Raw genomic sequence first — 23,534 nt, 5'->3', positions numbered from 1 at the left:
GTTCCAGAAAAACCCCGAACCTGCCCGTAGGGGACTACCCCGAGCCCATCAAGCACGCCAAAGCCCGCTGAAGGCCCCGCCCAACGCCCCGCACCTACGCCGGAACGATGTTCACCAGCTTCGGCGCCCGCACGATCACCTTCCGGATCCCGGCCCCGTCCAGCGCCGCGACGACCTTCTCGTCCGCCAGGGCGACCTTCTCCAGCTCCGCCTCGGAGATGCCGGGCGACACCTCCAGCCGCGCCTTGACCTTGCCCTTGATCTGCACGACGCAGGTGACGGTCTCGTCCACGACGTACGCCGGGTCGGCGACCGGGAAGTCCTGGTGGACGACCGAGTCGGTGTGGCCCAGCCTGCGCCACAGTTCCTCGGCGACGTGCGGGGCCAGCGGCGCGACCAGCAGCACCAGCGCCTCGGCGACCGGCCGCGTGACCGGGCCGCCCGTCTTGGTCAGGTGGTTGTTCAGCTCGGTGACCTTGGCGATGGCGGTGTTGAACCGCATGCCCTCCAGGTCCCCGCGCACCCCGTCGATCGCCTTGTGCAGGGCGCGCAGGGTGTCCTCGTCGGTCTCCGCGTCCACCACCGTCACGGCGCCGGTCATCTCGTCGACGATGTTGCGCCACAGCCGCTGCAGCAGCCGGAACTGGCCGACCACCGCGCGCGTGTCCCACGGCCGGGAGACGTCCAGCGGGCCCATCGCCATCTCGTACAGGCGCAGGGTGTCGGCGCCGTACTCGGCGCAGATCTCGTCCGGGGTGACCGCGTTCTTCAGGGACTTGCCCATCTTGCCCAGCAGCCGGGAGACCTGCTCGCCCTGGTACCAGTAGGCGCCGTCGCGCTCCTCGACCTCGGCGGCGGGCACCGCGATGCCGCGGCTGTCGCGGTAGACGTAGGCCTGGATCATGCCCTGGTTGAACAGCTTGTGGAACGGCTCGGCGGACGAGATGTGCCCCAGGTCGTACAGCACCTTGGACCAGAAGCGCGCGTACAGCAGGTGCAGTACGGCGTGTTCGGCGCCGCCGACGTACAGGTCCACGCCGCCGTGCGGCTGGCCCTCGCGCGGGCCCATCCAGTACCGCTCGATCTCCGGGTCCACCAGCTTCTCGCTGTTGTGCGGGTCCAGGTAGCGCAGCTCGTACCAGCAGGAACCGGCCCAGTTGGGCATGGTGTTGGTCTCACGGCGGTACCGCTGGGGACCGTCGCCCAGGTCCAGAGTGACGTTGACCCAGTCCTCGTTGCGCGACAGCGGCGTCTCGGGCTGGGTGTTCGCGTCGTCCGGGTCGAAGGTGCGCGGCGAGTAGTCCTCGACCTCGGGCAGCTCCAGCGGCAGCATCGACTCGGGCAGGGCGTGGGCGGTGCCGTCCTCGTCGTAGACGATGGGGAAGGGCTCGCCCCAGTAGCGCTGGCGGCTGAACAGCCAGTCGCGCAGGCGGAAGTTGACGGTGCCCTCGCCGATGCCGGAGCGCTCCAGCCACTCGGTGATGCGGGCCTTGGCCTCGACGACGCCCAGGCCGTCCAGGGAGACGTCGGCGCCCGCGGAGTTCACGATCGTCGCCTCGTACGAGACGAAGGCGTCGTCCCACGTCGACGTGTCGGTGCCGCGGCCGTCGGTGGGCTCGACGACACAGCGGATGGGCAGTTCGAAGGCGCGGGCGAAGGCGAAGTCGCGCGTGTCGTGCGCGGGGACGGCCATGATGGCGCCGGTGCCGTAGCCCATCAGGACGTAGTCGGCGATGAAGACGGGGACGCGCTCGCCGTTGACCGGGTTGGTGGCGTACGCGCCGGTGAAGACGCCGGTCTTGTCCTTGGCCTCGGCCTGCCGCTCGACGTCGGACTTGGCGGCGGCCTGCGCGCGGTAGGCGGCGACGGCCTCGGCGGGGGTGGCGTGACCGCCGGTCCACACGTCGTGGGTGCCTTCGGGCCATTCCTGGGGCGTGAACTTCTCCACCAGCGGGTGCTCGGGCGCCAGCACCATGTAGGTGGCGCCGAACAGGGTGTCCTGGCGGGTGGTGAAGATGGTGATCTGCTCGCCGTCGATGGGGAAGTCGACGCGGGCGCCCTCGGAGCGGCCGATCCAGTTGCGCTGCTGCAGCTTGATGGCCTCGGGCCAGTCCAGCTCCTCCAGGTCGTCCAGCAGCCGGTCGGCGTAGGCGGTGATGCGCATGTTCCACTGGCGCAGCTTGGCCTTGAAGACGGGGAAGTTGCCGCGCTCGGAGCGGCCGTCGGCGGTGACCTCCTCGTTGGCCAGCACGGTGCCCAGGCCGGGGCACCAGTTCACGGGCGCGTCGGAGGCGTAGGCCAGGCGGTACTCGCCCAGGACGTCGGCGCGTTCGGCGGCGGTCAGGGCGTTCCAGTCCCGGCCGCCGGGCACCGCGCGCTCACCGGACTCGAACGCGGCGACCAGCTCGGAGATCGGGCGGGCCTTGCGCGCCTCGTCGTCGTACCAGGAGTTGAAGATCTGGACGAAGATCCACTGCGTCCACTTGTAGTACTCCGGGTCGATCGTGGCGAACGACCGGCGCCTGTCGTGGCCCAGGCCCAGGCGGCGCAGCTGGGCCGTCATGTTCTCCATGTTGGCCTCGGTGGACACGCGCGGGTGCGTGCCCGTCTGCACGGCGTACTGCTCGGCGGGCAGGCCGAAGGCGTCGAAGCCCAGGGTGTGCAGGACGTTGTGGCCGGTCATGCGCTGGAACCGGGCGAAGACGTCGGTGGCGATGTAGCCCAGGGGGTGGCCGACGTGCAGGCCCGCACCGGAGGGGTACGGGAACATGTCCATGATGAACTTCTTGGGCTTTGCGGCCAGCTCGGGGTCGCCCGCCAGGTCACCGCTCGGGTTGGGCGCGGCGTAGGTGCCCTCGGCGTCCCAGAAGTCCTGCCAGCGTGCCTCGATCTCGGCCGCCATCGCGGCCGTGTAGCGGTGCGGCGCGGTCACCTCGGAGGTGGCGGCGGGGTTCGTCTCGCTCATGATCCTCAAAGCTCCATCGATCGTCTTCGCCAGCTGCTGCGATGGTCGAAAGGGGTGGTCCGGAAACGAAAAATCCCCTCGCACAGGAGGGGACGCCGCGCCGACTCCGGCCACTCGATCCGACGGTGGCCGGTGCTGATCAGCGCGGCTCGCTAAGCAGAAGGCGTACGGCACGCATGGCGTCAGGGTACCGCAGCCGTCGAGCCACCCGCGACGGCGTTCCCTGGCCCGCGAGAGCCCCCCGGGAGTCCCTGGAGGGCCCCGGGAGGGCCCCTGGAGGGCCCCTGGAGGGCCCCTGGAGGGCCCCGGGAGGGCCCCTGGAGGGCCCCTGGAGGGCCCGGACGCGCTGAACGGAAGTCAAAGATTACTTCGCGTAACACCCCACACCCGCACATCACCACAACCGGATCACCCCTTGATAACAACGCAATAACTCAAACCTCGTACCCGTGGGTATGGCGCGACTTAGAGTGCGGCAGCGGGACCGCTTTACCGATACCGCTCGGAGTTGCCCCCATGAAACCTCCTCGCAGTACCCGCCCCCTCCCCCAACGGGGCACATCTTCCGTCGTCAGCTGGGGAGGCCTGTCATGACGACGGACAGTACGGTCGACGACCGCATCGTGGAGTACCTCAACTTCGGCGTGGGCGTGCTGTCGCTCGTGTGTCTGAGCTGCTCGGTGATCTGGGGCCTGGTGGCCCAGGACCGGATCCTGCTCGACGCACGCCGCCGGATCCTGGCGCAGGCGGTGCACCGGACCACCGCGCTCGCCTCGCTCGTCTTCCTGGTGATCCACGTCGTGATCAAGCTGATGCTGGAGCACACCACGTGGATCGCCGTGCTGATCCCCTTCGGGCTGGCGCTCACCGACGACGAGGTGGCCACCGGCCGCGCCTTCCTCATCGGCCTCGGCACACTGGCCGCGCTGCTCATGGTCTTCGTGAGCGTCACCGGCCTGCTGCGCAACCGCTTCGCCTCCCCGGCGCCCGTCGCGGCCCGCTGGCGGGCGGTGCACATGCTGGCCTACCCGGCCTGGTGCGCGGGGCTCGTGCACGGGCTCTACGCGGGTCGAGCGGCCGCGCCGCTCTTCACGATCCTCTACGCCCTGTCCGTGGTGTTCGTCGGCGCGGCCCTCGCCCTGCGCGCGGCGCCCCGGCCGGTCAAGCGCAGGGTCGCCGACACGATCACCGCCCTGTTCGACGCCGAACAACAGCCGGACCGCGAGGACCTGGACGCGAGCCGCGCCCGCGCGACGGACGAGTCCGGGGCGCTCCCGGGCTACGAGAACGTTCCGTCCGGCGGCAAACAGCGCGCCGAGGTCCCCCGGCAGGCGCCCGCCGAGCCCGTGCACGGTTTCGCCGCCGCCTACCGGGCCGTATCGCGCCCCACGCGCGCGCGTGAGTCCTTCGCCACCGACCAGACGGCCCCCATGGAGCTGCCCGACCTGCAGCCGACGCAGGTCGTCCCGCGCATGGAGCAGAGCAGCACCTCCGGCTCCTGGCCGGTGCCGTCCCCGCCCCCGGTCGGCGAGGCCCCGCCGTCGGCCTACGACCCGCTCCAGGACACCGGATACAACATCCCGGCCTATGGCAATCCGGACACGTCCGGGTACGGCACGAGTGATGTGTACGACACCGGTGAGACGAACACCCTCTACGGCACGTACTCCCCCAACGACACGTACAACAACAGCGGTCCCGCCACAGAAACACTCCCCGGTGCGTCCTACGACTTCGACGCACCGGGCTCGGGCGAACCTTGGAACACGCCTTCCGGAGGCTTTTAAGTGAACGAGGCCCTGCCCGACGTACCAGAAGTCCGCGTGGTCGGTCTTCCCCAGCTCACGTCGGGCTTCGACCTTGTCGAAAGGCTCGATCTGCCCATGCACCTGAAGGTGCACGGGCCGCTCGAACCGATGGGCGGCGAGCAGCTCGCGAAGCTCGCCGAGAACATCAACCTGAAGGGCCGCGGCGGCGCGGGCTTCCCCTTCCACAGGAAGCTGCGCTCGGTCGCCGAATCGGCGATCAAGCGCGGCGTCCGGCCGGTCGTGGTCGTCAACGGCAGTGAGGACGAGCCCGCCTGCCGCAAGGACACGGTGCTCATCAACCGGGCCCCGCACCTGATCCTGGACGGCGCCCTGCTGTGCGCCGAGGCCCTCGGCGCCCGCACGCTCGTGGTGGGGGTCACCCGGGAGTCCACCCAGCGCTCCATGGAGGCCGCGCTCGCCGAACGCGGCCTCAGCAACGGCCGCCGATCGGCCCTACGCGCGCGCGTGCAGCGCAACCCGGTCCGGATGGTCACCGGAGCCGCCGCCTCCCTGATCCGCTCGATCGACGGCGGCCCGGCCATCCCGCCGGGCCGCAAGATCAGCGCCTCCAAGAGCGGCGTCGGCGGCGCGCCCACCCTGCTGTCCAACGCCGAGACCTTCGCCCAGCTGGCGATCGCCGCCCGCATCGGCCCCGAGCGCTACGGCAACACCGGCCTGTACGACGAGCCGGGCACCGTCATGCTCACGGTCTCCGGGGCGGTCGCCCGCCCCATGGTCCTGGAGGTGCCCACGGGAGTGCCGCTGCGCTACGTCCTCCAGCTCGCCGGCGCCCCGCCGGTGCCGCAGGGGGTGCTGACCGGCGGCTACCACGGCAAGTGGATCGACGCGGCGACCGTCAACGAGGCGATCGTCTCCCGCAACTCGCTGGACGCGGTGGGCGGTTCGCTGGGTGCCGGGGCGATCCTGCCGATCAGCCAGGACACCTGCCCGCTGGGCGAGTCGCTGCGGGTCGCCCAGTGGCTGGCCGAGGAGAGCGCGGGGCAGTGCGGCCCCTGCTACCTCGGTCTGCCCGCCGCCGCCCGGGGTCTGGAGGACATCCTGAACGGCGGCGGCCCGGCCGCCCTGGAGGCGGTCAAGCAGGTCGCCAGGAACGTCAAGCGGCGCGGCGCCTGCTCGCACCCCGACGGCTCGGCGATGTTCCTGGAGTCGACGCTGAAGGCGTTCACCGACGACCTGGCCGCCCATGTCCTCGGCAATGGCTGCGGACGGCGCGTGACGGGCGTTCTGCCTCTCTTCGAGGGCGGCAGGGCCCCGACGGGCATCCCGGGCGGCGGCGAGTCCGAGGAGAACGGCCCCAGCCGTCAGAAGATCTACGTCGACTGGACGCTGTGCCGGGGCCACGGCCTGTGCGCCGACATCCTCCCGGAGGTCTTCGAGCTGGGCGCGGACGGCTTCCCGACCGTGGCGCAGGCGTCGGTCCCGCGCTACGCGGAGGCCAAGGCGATGCGGGCGGTGCGGCGCTGCCCCGCGCTCGCCCTGCGCATCGAGGAGGACACCCGGGCGCAGGAGACCACCCGCAACAACCTGCCGGTGCTCTCGCAGGGGAGGGGGCGCCGGGCCCTCGGCCGCTGAACCCGCGTGAACGCGAACACGAAAAATCCCGCCGGATCGAACTGATCCGGCGGGATCTTCGCTTGTGGAGCTAAGGAGAATTGAACTCCTGACCTCCTGCATGCCATGCAGGCGCTCTACCAACTGAGCTATAGCCCCCTGCCGTTCCGCCCGGTCTCCCTGGCGGCGACGCCAACACTACAGGTCCCCCCGGCGCGGCACCAAATCGTTTCCGGCTCGTCGGACCAGCGGCGCAGCCACGCAGTCACGCAGCCAAACCCAGCCACGCAGTCACGCAGTCACGCAGTCACGAACGAGTAGAACCGCTTGAGCGTGCAGTGCTCCTCCAGCAGACGGCCGTAGATCGGCTCCCCCTCCAGTTCACGGTAGGTCTCGATCGGGTCGCCCTTTATGATCAGCGCCCGCGCGCATTCCTCGCACCAGTACTGGTAGTCGGGATTGACCGGCTCCATGTCCCGCACGATCGGCGTCCCGCTCCCGCACCAGTCGCACTTTCGCCTGTGTGCACCCATCGATCAGCTCCAGCTGTGGCCGCAGGCCGTGCACACGTAGGAGATCCCGCCGTTGTCGCCGAGGACCTGGGCGACATGAGCGGAACCGCAGGAAGGGCAGCTGAGACGGGTGGCCGTGTTCCGTATCAACGCTGCTTCGCCGAGGAGGTGGCCCTCCTCGAGGATGCTCGCAGGCATCGCTACTCCCTCCCGTCGGGCCGCGCCCCCTTCCGGCCGTTTGATTCTGCCACGAGCGGACCAACACGGTCAGCGACGCCTGGGTTCCAGTCCGGACACGGCAGCCACAGGGAGCGCTCGCACAGAGGTATACGCCTCTCGGCGGCGGAGTGCTCAAGTGAGGGCGTACGTGAATGACGAAAGATCCCGCCCCCCTGTGGGGGACGGGATCTTCATCGGGTGTGGAGCTAAGGAGAATTGAACTCCTGACCTCCTGCATGCCATGCAGGCGCTCTACCAACTGAGCTATAGCCCCTGGTGTTCTTCTTCCCGGTCGGCCGGGCGAACAAGAAGAACTTTAGCCTGCGACCTGCCGGAAAGTGAAATCCGGCCCCGGTCGACGGCCGCTCAGTCGTCGTCGCCGAGCACCGGCTCCGGCAGCGTGCCCGCGTTGTGCTCCAGCAGCCGCCAGCCGCGGGCGCCCTCGCCGAGGACGGACCAGCAGCAGTTGGAGAGGCCGCCGAGGCTCTCCCAGTGCCGGGAGTCCAGGCCGAGCAGACGGCCGATGGTCGTGCGGATCGTGCCGCCGTGGCTCACGACGACGAGCGTGCCGTCCTCGGGGAGCTTCTCGGCGTGCCGCAGCACCACGGGGGCGGCGCGGTCAGCGACCTCGGTCTCCAGTTCGCCGCCGCCGCGGCGCACCGGCTCACCGCGCTTCCAGGCCGCGTACTCGTCGCCGTACCGGGCGATGATCTCGTCGTGCGTCAGGCCCTGCCAGGCGCCCGCGTAGGTCTCCCGCAGGCCTTCGTCGTGGGTGACGTCCAGGCCGGTGAGCGCGGCCAGCTCGGCGGCGGTGTGCGCGGCCCGCTGGAGGTCCGAGGCGAGGATCGCGTCGGGCCGCAGGGAGGCCAGCAGCCGGGCGGCGCGGCGGGCCTGGGCCACGCCGGTCTCCGTCAGTTCGACGTCCGTGGTGCCCTGGAAGCGGCGCTCCACGTTCCAGGACGTCTGGCCGTGCCGCCACAGGATGACGCGGCGGCCCCGGCCGGGCCGGGACCCCGTGACCTCGCCGGTGGCGCTCATCGCCACTCACCGCCCGCTTCGGCGGCTTCCTCGGCCTCCTCGAGCCTGGCGTGCTCGGCGGCCTTGCCACGGGTGGCCTTGGCGTCGGCGGGCAGCTCGATCTCGGGGCAGTCCTTCCAGAGCCGCTCCAGGGCGTAGAACACGCGCTCCTCGCTGTGCTGGACGTGCACGACGATGTCGACGTAGTCGAGCAGGATCCAGCGGGACTCGCGGTCGCCCTCGCGGCGCACCGGCTTGGCGCCGAGTTCCTTCTGGAGGCGCTCCTCGATCTCGTCGACGATCGACTTGACCTGGCGGTCGTTGGGCGCGGAGGCGAGCAGGAAGGCGTCCGTGATCGACAGGACGTCGCTGACGTCGTAGGCGATGACGTCGTGCGCCAGTTTGTCGGCAGCCGCCTGGGCGGCGGTGCTGATGAGGTCCAGGGAGCGGTCAGTAGCGGTCACTGCGAGGCTTTCCGTCGACGGGTATTGACATCAAGGGTCTCACGGACCGCGAGGGCGCCCGGGAGAATTCCGGGGCGCCCTTACGGGACGCCGAACGCGTGGCCCCTGCGACGACGGTCCGGGGCCCTGCTACGACGCCGGGTCGTAGTCCTGCCCGAGGACCACCGACACGCTCGCGTTGGAGGAGACGTCGCCCTTGGTCACGGAGTCGGTGGGCAGGCCCAGCGTCTTGGCGACCTCCTCGGCGTCCGCCTTGTCCGCGGCGTCGGCGTAGACGACCTCGGACGCCGTCTGCGGGGTGTCCGCGGTGCCGCCGCCCAGGAAGGTGAAGCCGCCGTTGAGCAGGACCACGCGGGCCTTCTCCGTGTTGTCCTCCACACCGCTGGCGTTCCGCACGGAGACCCGGACGGCCGCGCCCTGGTCGGGGCTCTTGGCGGTGCCGCCGAGGACGTCCTTGACGACGCTGTCACTGGCCTCGGCGCTGAGGCCGCCGTCGTCCTGGACGGGCAGCAGCGCCGTCTTGTGGTCGCCGCTCTTGGCGAGGTCGGACAGCTTGGCGAGGAAGGCGCCGAGGTCCTTGTCGGTGAGCGAGGGGTCGAGGATCTGGGCCAGCGTCTGCACGGTGACCGTCGCGGCCTGCGGATCGGAGGACAGCTTCCGCAGGACCCCCTGCATGACCTGCCCGAACCGCTCCAGCTGGGCGTTCTGGGCCTCGCCGGAGGCGCGGTGGGTGGCGTAGGCGACGGCCATCTTGCCGCTGAGGGTCTGGTCCTCGCCCTTGTTGACCAGCGGCGAGGCGCCCTTCTTCTTGGCGGCCGGGTCGGGCACGTCGGCGTTGGTGTCGATGTCGATGTTGCCGACGAGGTCGACGAGGTTCTGGAGGTAGGGGGTGTCCAGGCGCCACGTGCCCTCGATGTCGGTGCCGAGGACGGTGTCGAGGGCCTCGCGCGTGCCGGAGGAGCCGTCGTCCTCGACGGACTTGGCGAGGGTGGTCGTGGTGCCGTCGTCGCCGGTCAGGGCGAGGGAGTTGGGCAGCAGGACGGTGGTGCCCTGTTGGGTGGTGGTGTTGTCGACGAGCAGCGCGGTGGACGTGCCGCCCTTCTTGGTGTCGTGCAGATGGACGACGATCACGTCCCGCTTCTGGGCGCCCGCCGCGGTCGCCGTGCCGGTCTTGTCGTCGGAGGAGGACACGCCGGGCAGCTTCCCGGCGTACCAGAGGTAGCCGACGCCACCGACCGCGGCCAGCGCCAGTACGACGACCAGGGCGACGATCCGGCTGCGGGCCCGGCGCCTGGCCTCCTCGCGGCGCTCGGTGCGGTTCTCGGTGAACTTCAGCCAGTCGATGACGTCCTCGGAGTCCCCGTCGGGGTCCTCGACGAAGGCGAACTGCTCGGTGCGGTAATCGCGGTAATCGCGGTCCTCACGGCCGTCACGGCCGTCACGGTCGTCACGGTCGTCGTGGCCGCCCTGCCCGCCCTGACCGTCATGCCCCTCGTACCCGCCGTACCCGTCGCGGTGATCGCCCTCCGCCGGTCCCGCCTGCTGCGGGATGTAGGCGGTCTGCTCGGCGACGCGGGGCTGCTGACCGGTGCCCGCCGACTGCCCGTAGGGGTCGTACGGGTCGTAGGTGTCGTGGGAGGGCACGGGTGGCTGCTGGCCGGTCCCGTAGGGGTCGTACGGGGGCACCGGCTGCTGCTGCCCCGTGTTGCCCGGGCCGTACGGGTCGTAGCCGTAGCCCTGCTGCTGGGCGTAGGGGTCGTACGGCTGCTGCGGGGCCTGCTGGGCCGGTACCTGCCGGTACACGGGTTGGCCGTACTCGTCATAGCCGACGAGTACGTACTGGTCGCCCCCGTAGCCAGCGTCGTATCGGTCGTTCACCGGTGCCCCTCTCGGCTCATTCGCCGCGGTACAGCTCTCGTTTGGCGATGTAGCGCACGACTCCGTCCGGCACCAGATACCAGATGGGGTCGCCCTTGGCGACTCTCGCACGGCAGTCCGTCGAGGAGATGGCGAGGGCGGGAACCTCGACCAGCGAGACACCGCCCTCGGGCAGCCCGGGGTCGTTGAGATGGTGACCGGGCCGGGTGACGCCGATGAAGTGCGCGAGGGAGAACAGTTCGGCCGAGTCCCGCCAGGTGAGGATCTGGCCGAGGGCGTCGGCGCCCGTGATGAAGAACAGGTCCGTCTCGGGGTTGAGCACGCGCAGGTCCCGCAGGGTGTCCACGGTGTAGGTGGGTCCGCCCCGGTCGAGGTCGATGCGGCTCACCGAGAACTGCGGGTTCTCGGCGGTCGCGATGACCGTCATCAGATAGCGGTCCTCGGCCGGGGAGACCGCGCGGTGGCTTTTCTGCCACGGCTGGCCGGTGGGCACGAACACCACCTCGTCGAGGTGGAACTGCGCGGCGACCTCGCTGGCCGCCACGAGGTGCCCGTGGTGGATCGGGTCGAACGTCCCACCCATGACACCGAGGCGGCGCTTGCCGCCGCGTGTGTCACTCACCGGACCGGTAGGCATGTCCTGCTCTCCCATGCGTGCAGACCATACCGGCCCGGCTTGTGGACCCCGCCGGACGCCCGGTCAGCGGTCGCGGTTGAAGAGGGTGGTGACCCACAGCAGCAGCATCAGGGCGATGAACGCGCCGCCCCCGATGAGCAGGGGATTGAGGCTCTCGTGGTTTCCGCCGTGCTCCTCGCCCTCGGCGGCGAGGGTGACCAACTGGGCAGCGGTGCTGTGGAAGCTCATCTTCGGCAGGACCTATCCGGTGTGGGCGGGATAAAGACGTCGGCTCATCGTAAGCGTCGGCCACGGCGGCGATCACGCCGACTCCGCCATTGGCGCCGGGCGCGCGGGGCCGGGGGAACCTTCGCGCCCGTTCAGTCGTCCTTCCGCTTGTAGCCCCGCAGCAGGAACCACGCGGCCAGCACACAGCCCAGCACCATCACGACGATCACGACCCGGAGCAGATTCCCCGCCCCTTGCTGCTGAGCGGCGTTCGCGGCCTCGGTGAGCCAGGCGGCTGCGGGGGTGTGCTCCATGGCGCGGGACTCCTTCGGTGTGGTGCCCGTCCACGGTAACTCCGCCTAGGCTGGGCACTGCCTCGGGGGCAGCCAGAGCACTTGAGACGCTTGGGGGAAGAGATGTCCGACGACGGCCACCAGCAGGACGGGCACGAGCACGTACCGAGCCGACAGCGCAGGCGCTTCCCCGGAATCTCCTCGCGCGCCTACGAGCATCCAGCCGACCGCTCCGCCCTGGTCGCCCTGCGCAAGCTCAGCGGCTTCGACACGGTGTTCAAGGCGCTCAGCGGACTGCTGCCCGAGCGGAGTCTGCGGCTGCTGTTCCTCTCCGACTCGGTGCGGGTCTCGGACCGGCAGTTCTCGCACCTCAACGACATGCTGCGGGACGCCTGTTACATCCTGGACCTGGAGAAGGTCCCGCCGATGTACGTCAACCAGGACCCGACCCCGAACGCGATGTGCATCGGCCTGGACGAGCCGATCATCGTCGTCACCACCGGTCTGGTCGAGCTGCTCGACGAGGAGGAGATGCGGGCGGTCATCGGCCACGAGGTCGGCCACGCCCTGTCGGGGCACTCCGTCTACCGCACCATCCTGCTGTTCCTGACCAGCCTCGCCGTGCGGGTGGCGTGGATCCCGCTGGGCAATGTCGCGATCATGGCGATCGTGACCGCGCTGCGGGAGTGGTTCCGCAAGTCGGAGCTGTCCGCCGACCGCGCGGGTCTGCTGGTCGGCCAGGACCTCCAGGCGTCGATGCGCGGCCTGATGAAGATCGCGGGCGGCAACCACCTGCACGAGATGAACGTGGACGCGTTCCTGGAGCAGGCCGAGGAGTACGAGGCGGGCGGCGACCTGCGCGACTCCGTCCTGAAGATCCTGAACGTGCTGCCCCGCTCCCACCCCTTCACCACGGTCCGCGCGGCCGAGCTGAAGAAGTGGGCCGCCTCCCGCGACTACCAGCGGATCATGGACGGCCACTACCCGCGGCGCGACGAGGACAAGGACACCAAGGTCTCGGAGTCCTTCCGGGAGTCGGCGTCGCACTACGCCAACCATGTGCGAGGTTCCAAGGACCCGCTGATGAAGCTGGTCACGGACATCGCGGGCGGCGCCGGTGACCTGGGCAGCCGGGTGCGGCGCGGCTTCGAGGGCTTCGCGGGCTCGGCGGGCGGCGCGACGGGCACCCGGGGCACGACCGGGACCACCGGGACCACCGGAACCACCGGAACCACCGGAACGGGCACGACCGAGGCCCCGCCGACCGACCAGCCTCCGCGCGACGAGGACTGATCCGACGATCCGGACGCTCCCTCCGAGCGCCCGGATCGCCCTCACAGCTTCGGCTGCGCCCGATCCGCCAGCGTCCCGCACAGCGCCGTGGCGCCGCCGCCGGAGTAGGGGTCGGTGCCCGCGGGGCCGCCGCCGGTGGCCGTCTCCCCCGCGAGCAGCGGACGCAGATGGTTGGCGGAGTCGGCGGCGCAGGACAGCGGCCCCGCCTGGGTGGACGAGCCGATCAGCTGCGTCTGGCGCAGCCGCAGGTCGTCGCGGCCGAAGCGGAAGTGCAGCTGGCGCCGGACGGTGAAGAGGGAGGCCTCGGCCTTGGCGTCGGAGCCCGCCGGGCGCAGCGCGTAGACGAAGGTGTGGTCCGAGGTGATCTCCAGGGTGGCCGAGTCCGCCTCGGTGACCCGCAGGCTGCCCTGCACCCGGATCTCGTCGGAGGCCAGCTCCGCCACGGTGGGGTCGAAGCGGATCAGCCAGCCGGTCGGCGCGTGCCGTCCGTCGGCGGTGGGCTGCTGGAAGCTGCGGTCGAACTGGTCGAGCTGGTCCCCGTCGATCAGGATGCGCACCGGCCGCGTCTGCTCCCCGGAGAGCACCTCGGGGTAGAGCGAGGAGCGGACGAGGTAGTCCTTGGCGGTGGTCAGGGCCCCGACGATCTGGCTCTCCGAGAAGTTGGCGGTACGCCGGGCCATGGGCAGGTTGATGCCCCCGGCCCCGATCCGGTACCGGGCGGCGGGGCTGTTCTCGAACAGCCGCTGGACGTCGGAGGCACCGGGCACATCGGCCTTGGGCGCGAGCGGGACGACGGTCGAGCGCAGGGGCTCGACGGGCTGGCTCGTGGCGCGCGGGTTGTCGTAGGGGTGGCGTACGCCCATGTAGAGCGCGACGCCGAAGGCGACGGCGATCAGCATGACCAGGATCAGCGCCTGCCGGGACAGCCCCCGGTGCAGCTGTGGGCGGCTGCGGACGGCGGGGGCGTGCTCCGTGGTCCGCTCGTGGGCGGAGAACTCCTGGAGGCGGGCAGCGCGGACGAACGACTCGTCGAACACGACGGATCGGTACTCGTCGTCCCCGCCTCCGGGTGTGCCGTCAGGTGTCCCCTCAGGCGGGTTTCCGGGCCCTCCCATATCTTCAGGGTAGGTCGCCGGAGCGCACCGTAAACGCCCGGCTACGAGCCAAGTTCTGGCAGGTTCTCACCAGTTGCGGCGCTGTCCGTCCGGGGGTCGCTCAGGGCGTGCGGGGCACCACGGAGACAGGTGGCTGGGAGTAGTCGGCCGAGGCGGAGGGAGAGGCCACGCCGCTCTGTCCCCGGCCGGTGGAGGCGGGCGGCGGCGGGACCTGGTCCTGGCGGCCCGAGGAGGCGCCGCGGTAGACGGCGGCGAAGGCCAGCACGACCATGCCGACGCCCATGACCAGGGCGAGCACCCAGGCGACGGGGCGGTGCCAGCGGACCTGTCGGCCGTAGGAGCCCGGGGGGCCGTGGCGGCCGTCCTCGAAGGCGTCGGGGTCGTCCGGGTCGTAGTCCGGATCATGGCCGAATCCGCCCGGGCCGTAGACGTCGTCGTAGCGCTCGCTTCGGGGGCGGGTGCGGCGGGCTTCGGCCTCGGAGGCCTCGGCTCTCGCCTCGGCCGCGGCCAGGAGGCGTTCGACGGCGGTCGGCTCGTGCACCTTGGCCGCGCGTACGAAGGCCTCGTCGAAGACCACGGAGGCGAACTCTTCGTCCGACACCCCGCGGTCGTGGTCGTCGTCGGGCATCCAGCCGTCAGGGAACGGCGTGCCCCCCACGTCCTCCGGCACGGATCCAGCGTAGACCTGAGGGGTCAATTTGGGCAGACCGTATGGAAATTCATCCGCCCGCTGAGGCGGCTTCCCCACGGCACGGAGGTGCACCGGGGGCGCATGCCGGGCGCATATGCACCCCCGGATGCCTCAGCGCCGTACGTGCCCGTCGCCGGTGACGATGTACTTCGTGCTGGTCAGCTCGGGCAGGCCCATCGGGCCGCGGGCGTGCAGCTTCTGGGTGGAGATGCCGATCTCCGCGCCGAAGCCGAACTGGCCGCCGTCGGTGAACCGGGTGGAGGCGTTCACGGCGACCGTGGTGGAGTCGACCAGTTGGGTGAAGCGGCGGGCGGCCTGCTGCGAGGTGGTGACGATGGCCTCGGTGTGGCCGGAGGTCCACAGCCGGATGTGCTCCACGGCCTTGTCGAGGGAGTCGACGACGGCGGCGGCGATGTCGTGGGAGAGGTACTCGGTCTCCCAGTCCTCGGCGGTCGCCTCCACGACGGTGGCCCGGGAGTCCTTCGCGTACGCCAGCACCCGCTCGTCGGCGTGCACGGTCACCCCTGCCTCCGCGAGGGCGTCCAACGCGCGGGGCAGGAACTCGGCGGCGATGTCCTGGTGCACCAGCAGCGTCTCGGCGGCGTTGCAGACGCTGACCCGCTGTGCCTTGGAGTTGATCAGGATCTCGGTCGCCATGTCCAGGTCGGCCTGGGCGTCGACATAGACATGGCAGTTCCCGGTGCCGGTCTCGATCACCGGGACGGTGGACTCGCTGACCACCGTCCGGATGAGGGAGGCGCCGCCGCGCGGGATCAGTACGTCGACCAGGCCGCGGGCCCGCATCAGCTCCCGCACGCTGTCGCGGCTCTCGCCGGGGACCAGCTGCACGGCGTCGGCGGGCAGCCCGGCGCCGCCCACGGCGTCCCGGATGACCCGCACGAGGGCGGTGTTCGAGGCGTAGGCGGAGGCGGAGCCGCGCAGCAGGACGGCGTTGCCCGACTTCAGGCAGAGCGCGGCGGCGTCGACGGTGACGTTCGGGCGGGCCTCGTAGATGATGCCGACGACACCGAGCGGCACGCGGACCTGGCGCAGGTCGATGCCGTTGGGGAGGGTGGAGCCGCGGACGACCTCGCCGACCGGGTCGGGCAGCGCGACGACGTCCCGCACGTCGGCGGCGATCGCCCGGACCCGCTCCGGCGTCAGGGTCAGCCGGTCCACGATCGCCTCGCTGGTCCCGGCCTCGCGCGCCTTGGCCACGTCCTGGGCGTTGGCCTCGACGACGCCACTCGTACGGACTTCCAGCGCGTCGGCGATGGCGAGCAGCGCGTCGTCCTTCACGGACCGCGGCAGCGGGGCGAGGTCGGCGGCGGCGGCCTTGGCCCGGTAGGCGGCCCGGGTGACCGGGGACATCGAGTCGTACGGCGAGAGCGTGGTCATGGGGGAAGGGTAGTGCGCGGCACGGGCCGGTATGCCGGGCATCCCAAACCCCGAGACACCCGGCGAAAAGGGGTGGCCCCGCATCAGAAGGGGTGGATGCCTACGGGTGACGCGGGTGGTGGGCCGTAACCCTCGGCGACGCGCTGGTGGTAGGTGGCGCGGTCGATGACCTCCAGGCCGACGATCTCCCAGGGCGGCAGTCCGGCGGTCTGCCGGTGCTCGCCCCACAGCCGCAGCGCGACGGCCGCGGCGTCGTGCAGATCGCGGGCCTCCTCCCAGTACCGGATCTCCGCGTGGTCGCTCGCATAGCGGCTGGTCAGCAGGAAGGGGTGGTCGTGGGCGAGCTGCTCGAGGGCGCGCCGGACCTCGCCGAGCGGGGCCGCCTCGCCGGAGACGCTGAGGGTGACATGCCACAGCCGTGGGGTGTCCTCGGGCCGCTCGCCGCCGACGCCCTCGCCCTCGTACCGGTCGCCCGCGGCGACGCTGGTCAGGGCGCGTTCCTCACCGGCCCCGCGGCCGAAGCCCCCACCAGCGCCGCCACGGGACGCGGCTGCCCCCGGGCGCACTCGTCTCACGGCGGCCTCCTTCGTGCGGTGCTCTGCGGTGCCCCGCAGCGCTGGTGCGGAATGTGTCCCTGAGACAAAGTTGAGCAGGCCGCAAGGGTTCGTGGGGCACTTTTGCGGAACGTCCACCTCAGGGCGGGTCCCTTTACGGACCGTTCTCCCTGTTTTCGGCCGACGGTTCGAGCGGGGACGGCCGGGGTTCCCGGAACCGGGAGCCGGATCAGCCGTGCAGGATCACCAGGTCGTCCCGGTGGACGACCTCCCGCTCGTACGCCGGGCCCAGTTCGCGGGCCAGTTCACGGGTGGAGCGGCCGATCAGGCGGGGGATCTCCTTGGCGTCGAAGTTGACCAGCCCGCGCGCCACCGCGTGCCCCCGTCCGTCGCGCAGCTCGACGGGGTCGCCCGCGCTGAAGTCGCCCTCGACGGCGGCGATCCCGGCCGGGAGGAGCGAGGTACGCCGCTCCACGACCGCCCGGACCGCCCCGTCGTCCAGGGTGAGCGCGCCCTGCGGGGCGGAGGCGTGCTGGAGCCAGAGCAGGCGGTCGGCCGAGCGTTTGCCCGTGGGGTAAAAGTAGGTGCCGGTGTCCTTGCCGGAGAGCGCGTCGGCCGCGTGCACGGCGCTGGTCAGCACCACGGGGATCCCGGCGGCGGCGGCGATCCGGGCGGCCTCGACCTTGGTGACCATGCCGCCGGTGCCGACGCCCGCCTTGCCAGCGCTGCCGATGTCGACATGGGCGAGGTCCTCGGGGGTGCGCACCTCCGCGATCCTGGAGGTGCCGGGCTTGGCGGGGTCGCCGTCGTAGACGCCGTCGACGTCGGAGAGCAGCACCAGCAGATCGGCGCGGACCAGATGGGCGACGAGGGCGGCGAGGCGGTCGTTGTCGCCGAAGCGGATCTCGTCGGTGGCGACGGTGTCGTTCTCGTTGACGACCGGCAGGGCGCCCATCGCGAGGAGCTTGTCGAGGGTGCGGGAGGCGTTGCGGTGGTGGGCGCGGCGGCTCATGTCGTCGCTGGTGAGCAGGACTTGGCCGACCCGGACGCCGTAGCGGGCGAGGGAGGCGGTGTAGCGGGCGACGAGCAGGCCCTGGCCGACGCTGGCGGCGGCCTGCTGGCGGGCCAGGTCCTTCGGTCGGCGGCGCAGCCCGAGCGGGGCGAGCCCGGCGGCGATGGCACCGGAGGAGACGAGGACGACCTCCTTCTCCCCCCCGCTGCGGCTCTTGGCGAGGACGTCCACGAGCGCGTCGACCCGGTCGGCGTCCAGGCCTCCCGACGCGGTGGTCAGCGAGGAGGAACCCACCTTGACGACGATCCTGCGGGCCTCGGTCACGGCCTGCCTTGCCCCTGCCACCTTGCTCTACGTCCCCTCGCGTCGCTCCGGCTGACCCTGCGGGCAATCTACGCGAAGGAGGGCGACCGCCGCGACCGGCTTTGATCTTGGCGGAAGTGCACTCCGGGGAATAACGCAAACAAGACCGAACAAGCGTGCGTGCTAGGATTCCGCCTGCTGGTCGCAGTAGTTGAGGAATGTTGGGCTGTTTCAATGCGACTGCCAACACTTGGAATTCGCCTCTGCTCCGTTGCGACTGCTTTTCTCCGTCAAAGCAGAGGACAGAACATGAAGCGCATTCTCATACAGGCCGGCAACGACCCCTTCAGTGTGCCCACGACCGAGAGCACCCTGGTACGCAACCACATCCGGGGCAACGTCGGAAACCTGATGTACACGAATGCCGCGTACAAGCACCTGTATGTGCCCGGCAAGACCGAGATCCAGGTCGACACCACCCCCTTCGCCGAACTCACCGTCGCCGACGCCGCCCGGATCAACGCAGAGTGCGATGTCTTCGTGATTCCCATGGCGAACGCGTTCAAGAAGAAGTTCGTCCGACACCTGGGCATCCTGGCCGACCTCGTCAGGAAGCTGAAGGTGCCGGTGGTCGTGATCGGCGTCGGCGCGCAGGCGACGCTGAGCTACGACACCGAATTCCTCGCGCCCGTCAACTCCGCCGTCAAGCGGTTCATCGGCGCCGTACTCGACCATTCCGCGTCGATCGGTGTTCGCGGTGAGTTCACCCAGCGTTACCTCGGTGAACTCGGCTTCAAGGACGTCGACGTCATCGGCTGCCCCTCGGTGTACTTCCGTGGTCCGCAGTTCCGGATGGAGAATCCCGCGGGGCGGGCGCTGCCCGAGAACGCCAGGATCGCGCTGTCCACCGCGCTGCGGCTGGCCAACGCCGAGCACGCGTCGGCGATCAACGCCTCGATCCTCAAGCAGCACCCCGACCTCACCTACTTCGCGCAGGAGAGCAGGGACCTGCAGACCCTCTTCTGGGGTGACACCTCGGTGGCCGCCGAGCGGTACGCGCCCATGCCCGACCTCGGCTCCCACCCGCTGCTGCGCTCCGCCGACGTGTGCGTGCCGCTGGAGCCGCACAGCTGGATCGACGTCCTCAAGGAGTACGACTTCGCGGTCGGAACGCGAATTCACGGCAATATCGCCGCCCTGGCCGCGGGAACCCCGGCCTATGTGTTCGCCCATGACTCGCGGACCCTCGAACTGGCCCGCTACCACCACATTCCGCACAAGGTCCTCGGCGACATCCCCGCCGATGTCGACGTCGCGGACCTCTACGCCGAGGCCGACTACTCGGCATTCAACGAGCATTACGACGAGGGATTCCAGCGACTGCTCGCCTTCCTCACGAAGAACGGTTTCCAGAACGTCTACGAGCACGGCGACGGTGGCGCGGAGTACGACCGGAAGGTCGCCGCCACGGAATTCACCGAGCCGTACCGGCGTACTGAGGACCACGACCAGGCCGATCTGCTCTTCCGTATGACGCTGCTCAGGGAGCAGCTTCTGGACACGACGGCCAAGGCAGAAAAGAAGGCCGCCGCGCAGGCCGCCCGGATCAAGAAGCTGGAAACGCAGATCGCCCAGCAGGAAGACCGGCTTTCCGCACTCGAGACCCAGGTGAAGGGCGGAATTCCCGCGCGGTCGCGAGGCATCATGAAGCGGCTGTCGTCGAAGTGACCGACGCGAGTCGCTGAAGCCCGAAGGCCGGGCGCCGCAGGTGCGGCGCCCGGCCTTCGGGCTTCACGAGACGGTGCGGGTCACCCCGCGGGGTCGACCAGACCCACCAGGTCCGCCGGGTCGGTCTGCTCGGCGGGATCCGGGCCGTCGGTCTGCTGGAGGGCCGAAGCCTCCGCCGAATCGGGCATGTTGAAGGAGTCGGTGCGCTGCGAGGGGATCACCACCGGACGGTGTCCCTCGGTCGGTGCCTCGGCCAGTTCGGCCCGGCCCTTCTCGGCCAGCGCGAGGGCGGCCGCGTTGAACCGCGCCATGGAGGTCGGCCGGTCCGGGCCCAGCACGTACTCCTTGAGGGTGCGGCGGCTCTCCGCCATCGGGTCGTGGCGCGGCTCGCGCACCGACCGCAGGATCTCCGGAAGCCGCTCACACGCGCTGTCCAGCAGATAGGCGCCGCCCGCGGTGGTGTACGCGGCCCGGAAGTCCTCGTCGGGGAGGTCATGGGCGTTGGTCAGCACATACGGCTTGAGGCTGGCGACAAAGTCGGCGACCACGGAGGAGACGTCGCTGATGAGGATGTCCGCCTGGTTGAAGCACTCGTACAGCGTCGGCAGCCGCTTGAGGATCACATGGTGCCGGGCGGCGGCGTGGCTCTCCCAGAAGACGCGGTGCCACTCGGCGTTCAGGTCCTGCCACTCGGTGCCGCCGTCCCGGTCGGGAACCCGGGCCTGACGGGTCTGCTCGGCGTCGTCGCCCTCGGCCTGCCCGGCGAGTTCGTCGAGCCGGTCCTCGATCTTCTGCAGCCGCGTCCGCGCGGCGGCGATGGCGGACTCCGCCTTCGCGCCGCCGTGCCGCGCGTTGTCCGCCTGGAGCATCTCCTTGATGGCCTGGTCAGCGGCGGCGGCCTCACGCGAGCGCTTGCCGGTGAGCGGGTGCGGCTTGTAGATGACCCGTACGTTCTCCTGGAGGAGCTTCTCGACCAGGGTCACGCCCATCGGGATCAGCGAGGTGTGGCAGTCGTCGTCGCTCCAGCCCTCCCAGGTGGGGGCGTACAGGACGACCGGCTCGGGGCCCGGCGTGTGGTCGGCGTGCAGCCGGATGGGGGCCAGCTGCGGACGGCCCACCTCGACGATGGCGCTGTCGCTGATGGCGTGCCGCACTCGCTGGTAGCGGTCGCGGCCCGCGCGGCCAGCCACCCAGATCTCGTCGTACACCTTGCTGACACGGTTGCTGCTGGCGAGCTTGTCGCTGTCGCCGTGTCCGATGAAGACGTGCTTGGCCTCGGCGACGCGCAGCATGTGCACGTTCTTGCCCGCGTTGCCGGGGTAGAGCACGACCCGGACCTCGGGCAGCTCCAACTTGGCCACGTCGTCCGCCTTCGGCACACAGACGACGGGGATCCAGGTCCGGCTCAGGAAGCGGAACGACGCGCGCTCACGCAGGATGATCAGCGGACGCATGTCCAGCTGCTCCAGCGTCTCGATCCACATGTTGACCTGGTACATGAAGTCCCGGGACACCGCGGCGAAGCTGAAGTAGAGCGCCACCTCGGGGCGGTAGTCGGCGAGCTGCTCGTTGAGGGAGGCGATCATCTCGTCCGCCTGCGGGGTGCGGCGCGCCCTGCGGAACTGCCACAGCAGCGCCAGCAGCGCCGCCACGGCCAGCCCGGTCATCACGGCGAAGCCCGCGTAGGCGGGGTACACGTCGTCGACGATCAGCGCGACCAGCAGACCCACCTGCGCCGGCACGTCGAGGTGCAGCAGCTTGCGCAGGAAGCGCCGGTAGAGGTAGGCCGGCGGCTGCTTGGGGATGCCCGCGCCGCTCATGTCGAGGTTGCGCACCATCACCGGCAGCGTCCTGCGGGCGCGGATGGCACGGTGCACCGCCGAGTACAGCATCACGATCGCGAAGTGGACGCTGAACGCGGCCAGCCCGACGACCAGGACGGTGGCCGACGCGCCCATCCGCTGGGCGAGGGCGAGCAGCATGACCATGCGAGCGGCGAACCGCATGGTGCGGGTGAGTTGCAGCGTCGCCAGTCTGCGGATGAAGCCTGGAGCACGGGAGTGCAGCATCTCGTCCGTGAGATAGCTCACGGTCACCGCGGCGACGAAGCCCCACAGCGACGGCAGCAGCGCGAGCACGGGCAATGCCGCGAAGCTGGCACCGAACAGGAACACCAGCAGAAGGTCGGCCTTCCCGCGCACGCGCAGGACAGTGCACAACCAGCGGATCATCATGGGCAAGGATTCCTCTTCAAGGTATGCATGCGGCAGCGCGGGTGCCGCGGTACTCCTGTTCGACCTGCGAGGGAGGCCAATGGTTGTACACCACCGCGACAGATTAAATTTACCTGGGATTGGCATGCTCGCCGCCCACGCCCAGCGCTTCGCTTGCCCTTTCGTGACCTGGAACACCGCCCCGCGGCCGTTCGGTCAGGAGGTCCGTCCTCCGACCGTCTCCGGGCGACGGCTCCGGCGCCATTTCCTGGACTTGCGGACGACCCGGCGCAGTAGCGACGGCTTCGGTTTCACCGAGGGCTTGGCTCTGGCCGCGGCCTTCGCCCCGGCCTCCTCCTCCCGGTACCCGGGCACCCCCCGCGCCTCGGGCGGCTCGGCGAGGTAGACGACATCGGGGACGCGCGCCCGGCGCTTGCGGAAGTGCGGGTAGGCGAAGTAGACACGCGTGCCCCGCTTCTCCAGCCGGACGGGGGGCTCCTTCTCCGCCGCGACGAACTCCACGACGTCCAGCAGCAGGTCGGGCCGCCGCGCGGCGACCAGGTGCAGCCGCAGCCTCTCGTGCACCTTGAGACGGCGGGCGAGCCCCTCGGTCCAGTAGGCGTCCAGCAGCGGCCCGGCGAGTTCGCACTTGTGCCGACGGACCTCCTCGCTGTCCTCCAGGTAGCGGGGCCCGAACTGCGGCAGCAGGGTGACGCGGAACGGCCGGACCATCAGCTTCTCGCGCTTCTCGCCCTCGGGAACGAGTTCGGCGATGAGGCGCGTCAGGGCGCGGGCGGAGTCGAAGCGCTGCGTGTAGTGGCCGCTCTGCGTCACATGCTTGCCGTCGCTGCGGCCCACCAGGTAGTAGCAGGTGTAGTCGGCGACGACGGAGACGCCGTCGGCGCGCAGGTACACCTCCATCGTGAACAGCGCGTCCTCGCCGGTGTACAGGGACTCGTCGAAGCGCATGCCGTGCCGCTCCAGCAGGGAGCGGCGGAACAGCTTCTGCGCGCTGAGCGTGAACTTGATGTTGGAGGAGAAGACGTCGGCGCGCTCCACCGTGCGGCGCCACATCGACTGGGGCGCGTTGCGGTTGACGCCCTCGACCCGGCCGAGCACGACATCGGTGCCCGCCTTGTCGGCCATGGCGACCAGCCGCTCCAGGGCCTCGGCGCCCAGCCGGTCGTCGGCGTCGAGGAAGAACACGTAGCGCCCGGTGGCCAGGCCCAGGCCGACATTGCGCGGACCGCTGGGGCCACCGGAGTTCTCCTGGCGGATCACCGTCACCCGCAGGTGCGACTGGTCGGCGAATTCCTCCAGGTACTCCCCTGTTCCGTCCGTCGAACCATCGTCGACCGCGATGACCTCGAGGCGGTCCGGGGCAATGGTCTGTGCCTCCACGGACGCCAGGCAGTCGACCAGATAGGGCATCGCCTCATACGCCCCGATGACCACGGTGACATCAGCCTGGTCCACGCTTTGTTGTCCCCCTCTTCGACAGGAGTTTCCTCCTGCATCTCATTTCGCTCACCACTAGACGGGCGGGCGGAACTCACCGTTGCCCAGCGATCTCGAAGGTGAGGCACTTCACATGCTGTGCGGCATCGCCCGACGTTTCGGCCCCCCGAGGGTGCTCCTCGGGGGGCCGAAGTGGA

At 70.4% G+C, this 23,534-nt stretch carries 20 protein-coding genes and 2 tRNA genes; 4 read left to right on the top strand and 18 right to left on the bottom strand.

Annotated features, from left to right (window positions below; genetic code table 11):
- Positions 1-94: 94 nt before the first annotated feature.
- Positions 95-2,965 carry a leucine--tRNA ligase gene (leuS, locus tag ACFVQG_RS13880; RefSeq protein ID WP_383381049.1) on the bottom strand — a complete coding sequence of 957 codons (2,871 nt, stop codon included), beginning with the start codon at positions 2,963-2,965 and terminating at the stop codon, positions 95-97.
- A gap of 590 nt (positions 2,966-3,555) precedes the next feature.
- On the opposite strand from leuS, the gene ACFVQG_RS13875 reads away from it, so the two are divergent.
- Positions 3,556-4,752, top strand: coding sequence for a ferric reductase-like transmembrane domain-containing protein (locus ACFVQG_RS13875; protein ID WP_383381046.1), 1,197 nt, complete (start codon positions 3,556-3,558; stop codon positions 4,750-4,752).
- The gene (locus tag ACFVQG_RS13870) at positions 4,753-6,366 is read left to right on the top strand and encodes an NADH-ubiquinone oxidoreductase-F iron-sulfur binding region domain-containing protein (protein WP_383381043.1); all 1,614 of its coding nucleotides are present in this window, start codon (positions 4,753-4,755) and stop codon (positions 6,364-6,366) included. It abuts the gene before it with no gap.
- A 65-nt stretch (positions 6,367-6,431) separates the two neighbouring features.
- Here the strand turns inward: ACFVQG_RS13870 and ACFVQG_RS13865 are convergent.
- The 10 genes from ACFVQG_RS13865 to ACFVQG_RS13820 all read right to left on the bottom strand — a co-directional run bounded on the left by ACFVQG_RS13865 (position 6,432) and on the right by ACFVQG_RS13820 (position 11,593).
- A tRNA-Ala gene (locus ACFVQG_RS13865) sits at positions 6,432-6,504 on the bottom strand.
- Positions 6,505-6,644: 140 nt separating this feature from the next.
- The gene (locus ACFVQG_RS13860; protein WP_003976229.1) at positions 6,645-6,878 is read right to left on the bottom strand and encodes a hypothetical protein; all 234 of its coding nucleotides are present in this window, start codon (positions 6,876-6,878) and stop codon (positions 6,645-6,647) included.
- 3 nt (positions 6,879-6,881) lie between these two features.
- A complete protein-coding gene (locus tag ACFVQG_RS13855) occupies positions 6,882-7,055 on the bottom strand; it encodes a hypothetical protein (protein ID WP_383381040.1) in 174 nt (57 codons plus the stop codon).
- Between the two features lie 222 nt (positions 7,056-7,277).
- Positions 7,278-7,350 (bottom strand) — tRNA-Ala (locus tag ACFVQG_RS13850).
- Between the two features lie 92 nt (positions 7,351-7,442).
- The gene (locus tag ACFVQG_RS13845; RefSeq protein ID WP_383381037.1) at positions 7,443-8,114 is read right to left on the bottom strand and encodes a histidine phosphatase family protein; all 672 of its coding nucleotides are present in this window, start codon (positions 8,112-8,114) and stop codon (positions 7,443-7,445) included.
- Entirely contained in the window at positions 8,111-8,557 is a 447-nt protein-coding gene (gene rsfS, locus ACFVQG_RS13840) for a ribosome silencing factor (protein WP_383381034.1), read from the bottom strand. Before rsfS ends, ACFVQG_RS13845 begins: the two co-directional genes overlap by 4 nt.
- A gap of 129 nt (positions 8,558-8,686) precedes the next feature.
- Positions 8,687-10,435 carry a LytR C-terminal domain-containing protein gene (locus ACFVQG_RS13835; protein WP_383381031.1) on the bottom strand — a complete coding sequence of 583 codons (1,749 nt, stop codon included), beginning with the start codon at positions 10,433-10,435 and terminating at the stop codon, positions 8,687-8,689.
- 16 nt (positions 10,436-10,451) lie between these two features.
- Positions 10,452-11,087 carry a nicotinate-nucleotide adenylyltransferase gene (gene nadD, locus ACFVQG_RS13830; protein WP_383381027.1) on the bottom strand — a complete coding sequence of 212 codons (636 nt, stop codon included), beginning with the start codon at positions 11,085-11,087 and terminating at the stop codon, positions 10,452-10,454.
- A gap of 48 nt (positions 11,088-11,135) precedes the next feature.
- Entirely contained in the window at positions 11,136-11,300 is a 165-nt protein-coding gene (locus tag ACFVQG_RS13825) for a hypothetical protein (protein WP_383381024.1), read from the bottom strand.
- Between the two features lie 131 nt (positions 11,301-11,431).
- Entirely contained in the window at positions 11,432-11,593 is a 162-nt protein-coding gene (locus ACFVQG_RS13820) for a hypothetical protein (RefSeq protein ID WP_383381021.1), read from the bottom strand.
- Positions 11,594-11,695: 102 nt separating this feature from the next.
- Here ACFVQG_RS13820 and ACFVQG_RS13815 point away from each other — a divergent pair, with 102 nt between their 5' ends.
- Entirely contained in the window at positions 11,696-12,865 is a 1,170-nt protein-coding gene (locus ACFVQG_RS13815) for a M48 family metallopeptidase (RefSeq protein ID WP_383381018.1), read from the top strand.
- A gap of 41 nt (positions 12,866-12,906) precedes the next feature.
- Here the strand turns inward: ACFVQG_RS13815 and ACFVQG_RS13810 are convergent, their stop codons facing one another.
- From ACFVQG_RS13810 to proB, 5 genes are all read right to left on the bottom strand, one after another.
- On the bottom strand, positions 12,907-13,980 hold the full coding sequence (locus ACFVQG_RS13810; protein WP_383381015.1) for a hypothetical protein: 1,074 nt from the start codon (positions 13,978-13,980) through the stop codon (positions 12,907-12,909).
- A 100-nt stretch (positions 13,981-14,080) separates the two neighbouring features.
- Positions 14,081-14,677 carry a hypothetical protein gene (locus tag ACFVQG_RS13805; RefSeq protein WP_383381012.1) on the bottom strand — a complete coding sequence of 199 codons (597 nt, stop codon included), beginning with the start codon at positions 14,675-14,677 and terminating at the stop codon, positions 14,081-14,083.
- 105 nt (positions 14,678-14,782) lie between these two features.
- Complete coding sequence (locus ACFVQG_RS13800; RefSeq protein WP_383381009.1) at positions 14,783-16,069, bottom strand: glutamate-5-semialdehyde dehydrogenase; 1,287 nt, start codon at positions 16,067-16,069, stop codon at positions 14,783-14,785.
- Between the two features lie 83 nt (positions 16,070-16,152).
- Positions 16,153-16,644: a hypothetical protein gene (locus tag ACFVQG_RS13795; RefSeq protein WP_383381006.1), complete on the bottom strand. Its 492-nt coding sequence runs from the start codon at positions 16,642-16,644 to the stop codon at positions 16,153-16,155.
- A 208-nt stretch (positions 16,645-16,852) separates the two neighbouring features.
- Positions 16,853-17,959, bottom strand: coding sequence for a glutamate 5-kinase (proB, locus tag ACFVQG_RS13790; protein ID WP_383381003.1), 1,107 nt, complete (start codon positions 17,957-17,959; stop codon positions 16,853-16,855).
- 288 nt (positions 17,960-18,247) lie between these two features.
- On the opposite strand from proB, the gene ACFVQG_RS13785 reads away from it, so the two are divergent.
- Positions 18,248-19,666: a polysaccharide pyruvyl transferase family protein gene (locus ACFVQG_RS13785; RefSeq protein WP_383381000.1), complete on the top strand. Its 1,419-nt coding sequence runs from the start codon at positions 18,248-18,250 to the stop codon at positions 19,664-19,666.
- 80 nt (positions 19,667-19,746) lie between these two features.
- On the opposite strand, the gene ACFVQG_RS13780 is transcribed toward ACFVQG_RS13785, so the two are convergent.
- Both ACFVQG_RS13780 and ACFVQG_RS13775 read right to left on the bottom strand, forming a co-directional pair.
- Positions 19,747-21,867: a hypothetical protein gene (locus ACFVQG_RS13780; RefSeq protein ID WP_383380997.1), complete on the bottom strand. Its 2,121-nt coding sequence runs from the start codon at positions 21,865-21,867 to the stop codon at positions 19,747-19,749.
- A 228-nt stretch (positions 21,868-22,095) separates the two neighbouring features.
- Complete coding sequence (locus ACFVQG_RS13775) at positions 22,096-23,310, bottom strand: glycosyltransferase family 2 protein (RefSeq protein WP_383381735.1); 1,215 nt, start codon at positions 23,308-23,310, stop codon at positions 22,096-22,098.
- Positions 23,311-23,534 lie beyond the last annotated feature (224 nt).

This window comes from Streptomyces sp. NPDC057877, assembly GCF_042796855.1.
Lineage (GTDB): Bacteria > Actinomycetota > Actinomycetes > Streptomycetales > Streptomycetaceae > Streptomyces.
The sequence above is the reverse complement of the archived record's forward strand: the minus strand, read 5'-3'. Positions and strand labels throughout refer to the sequence as shown.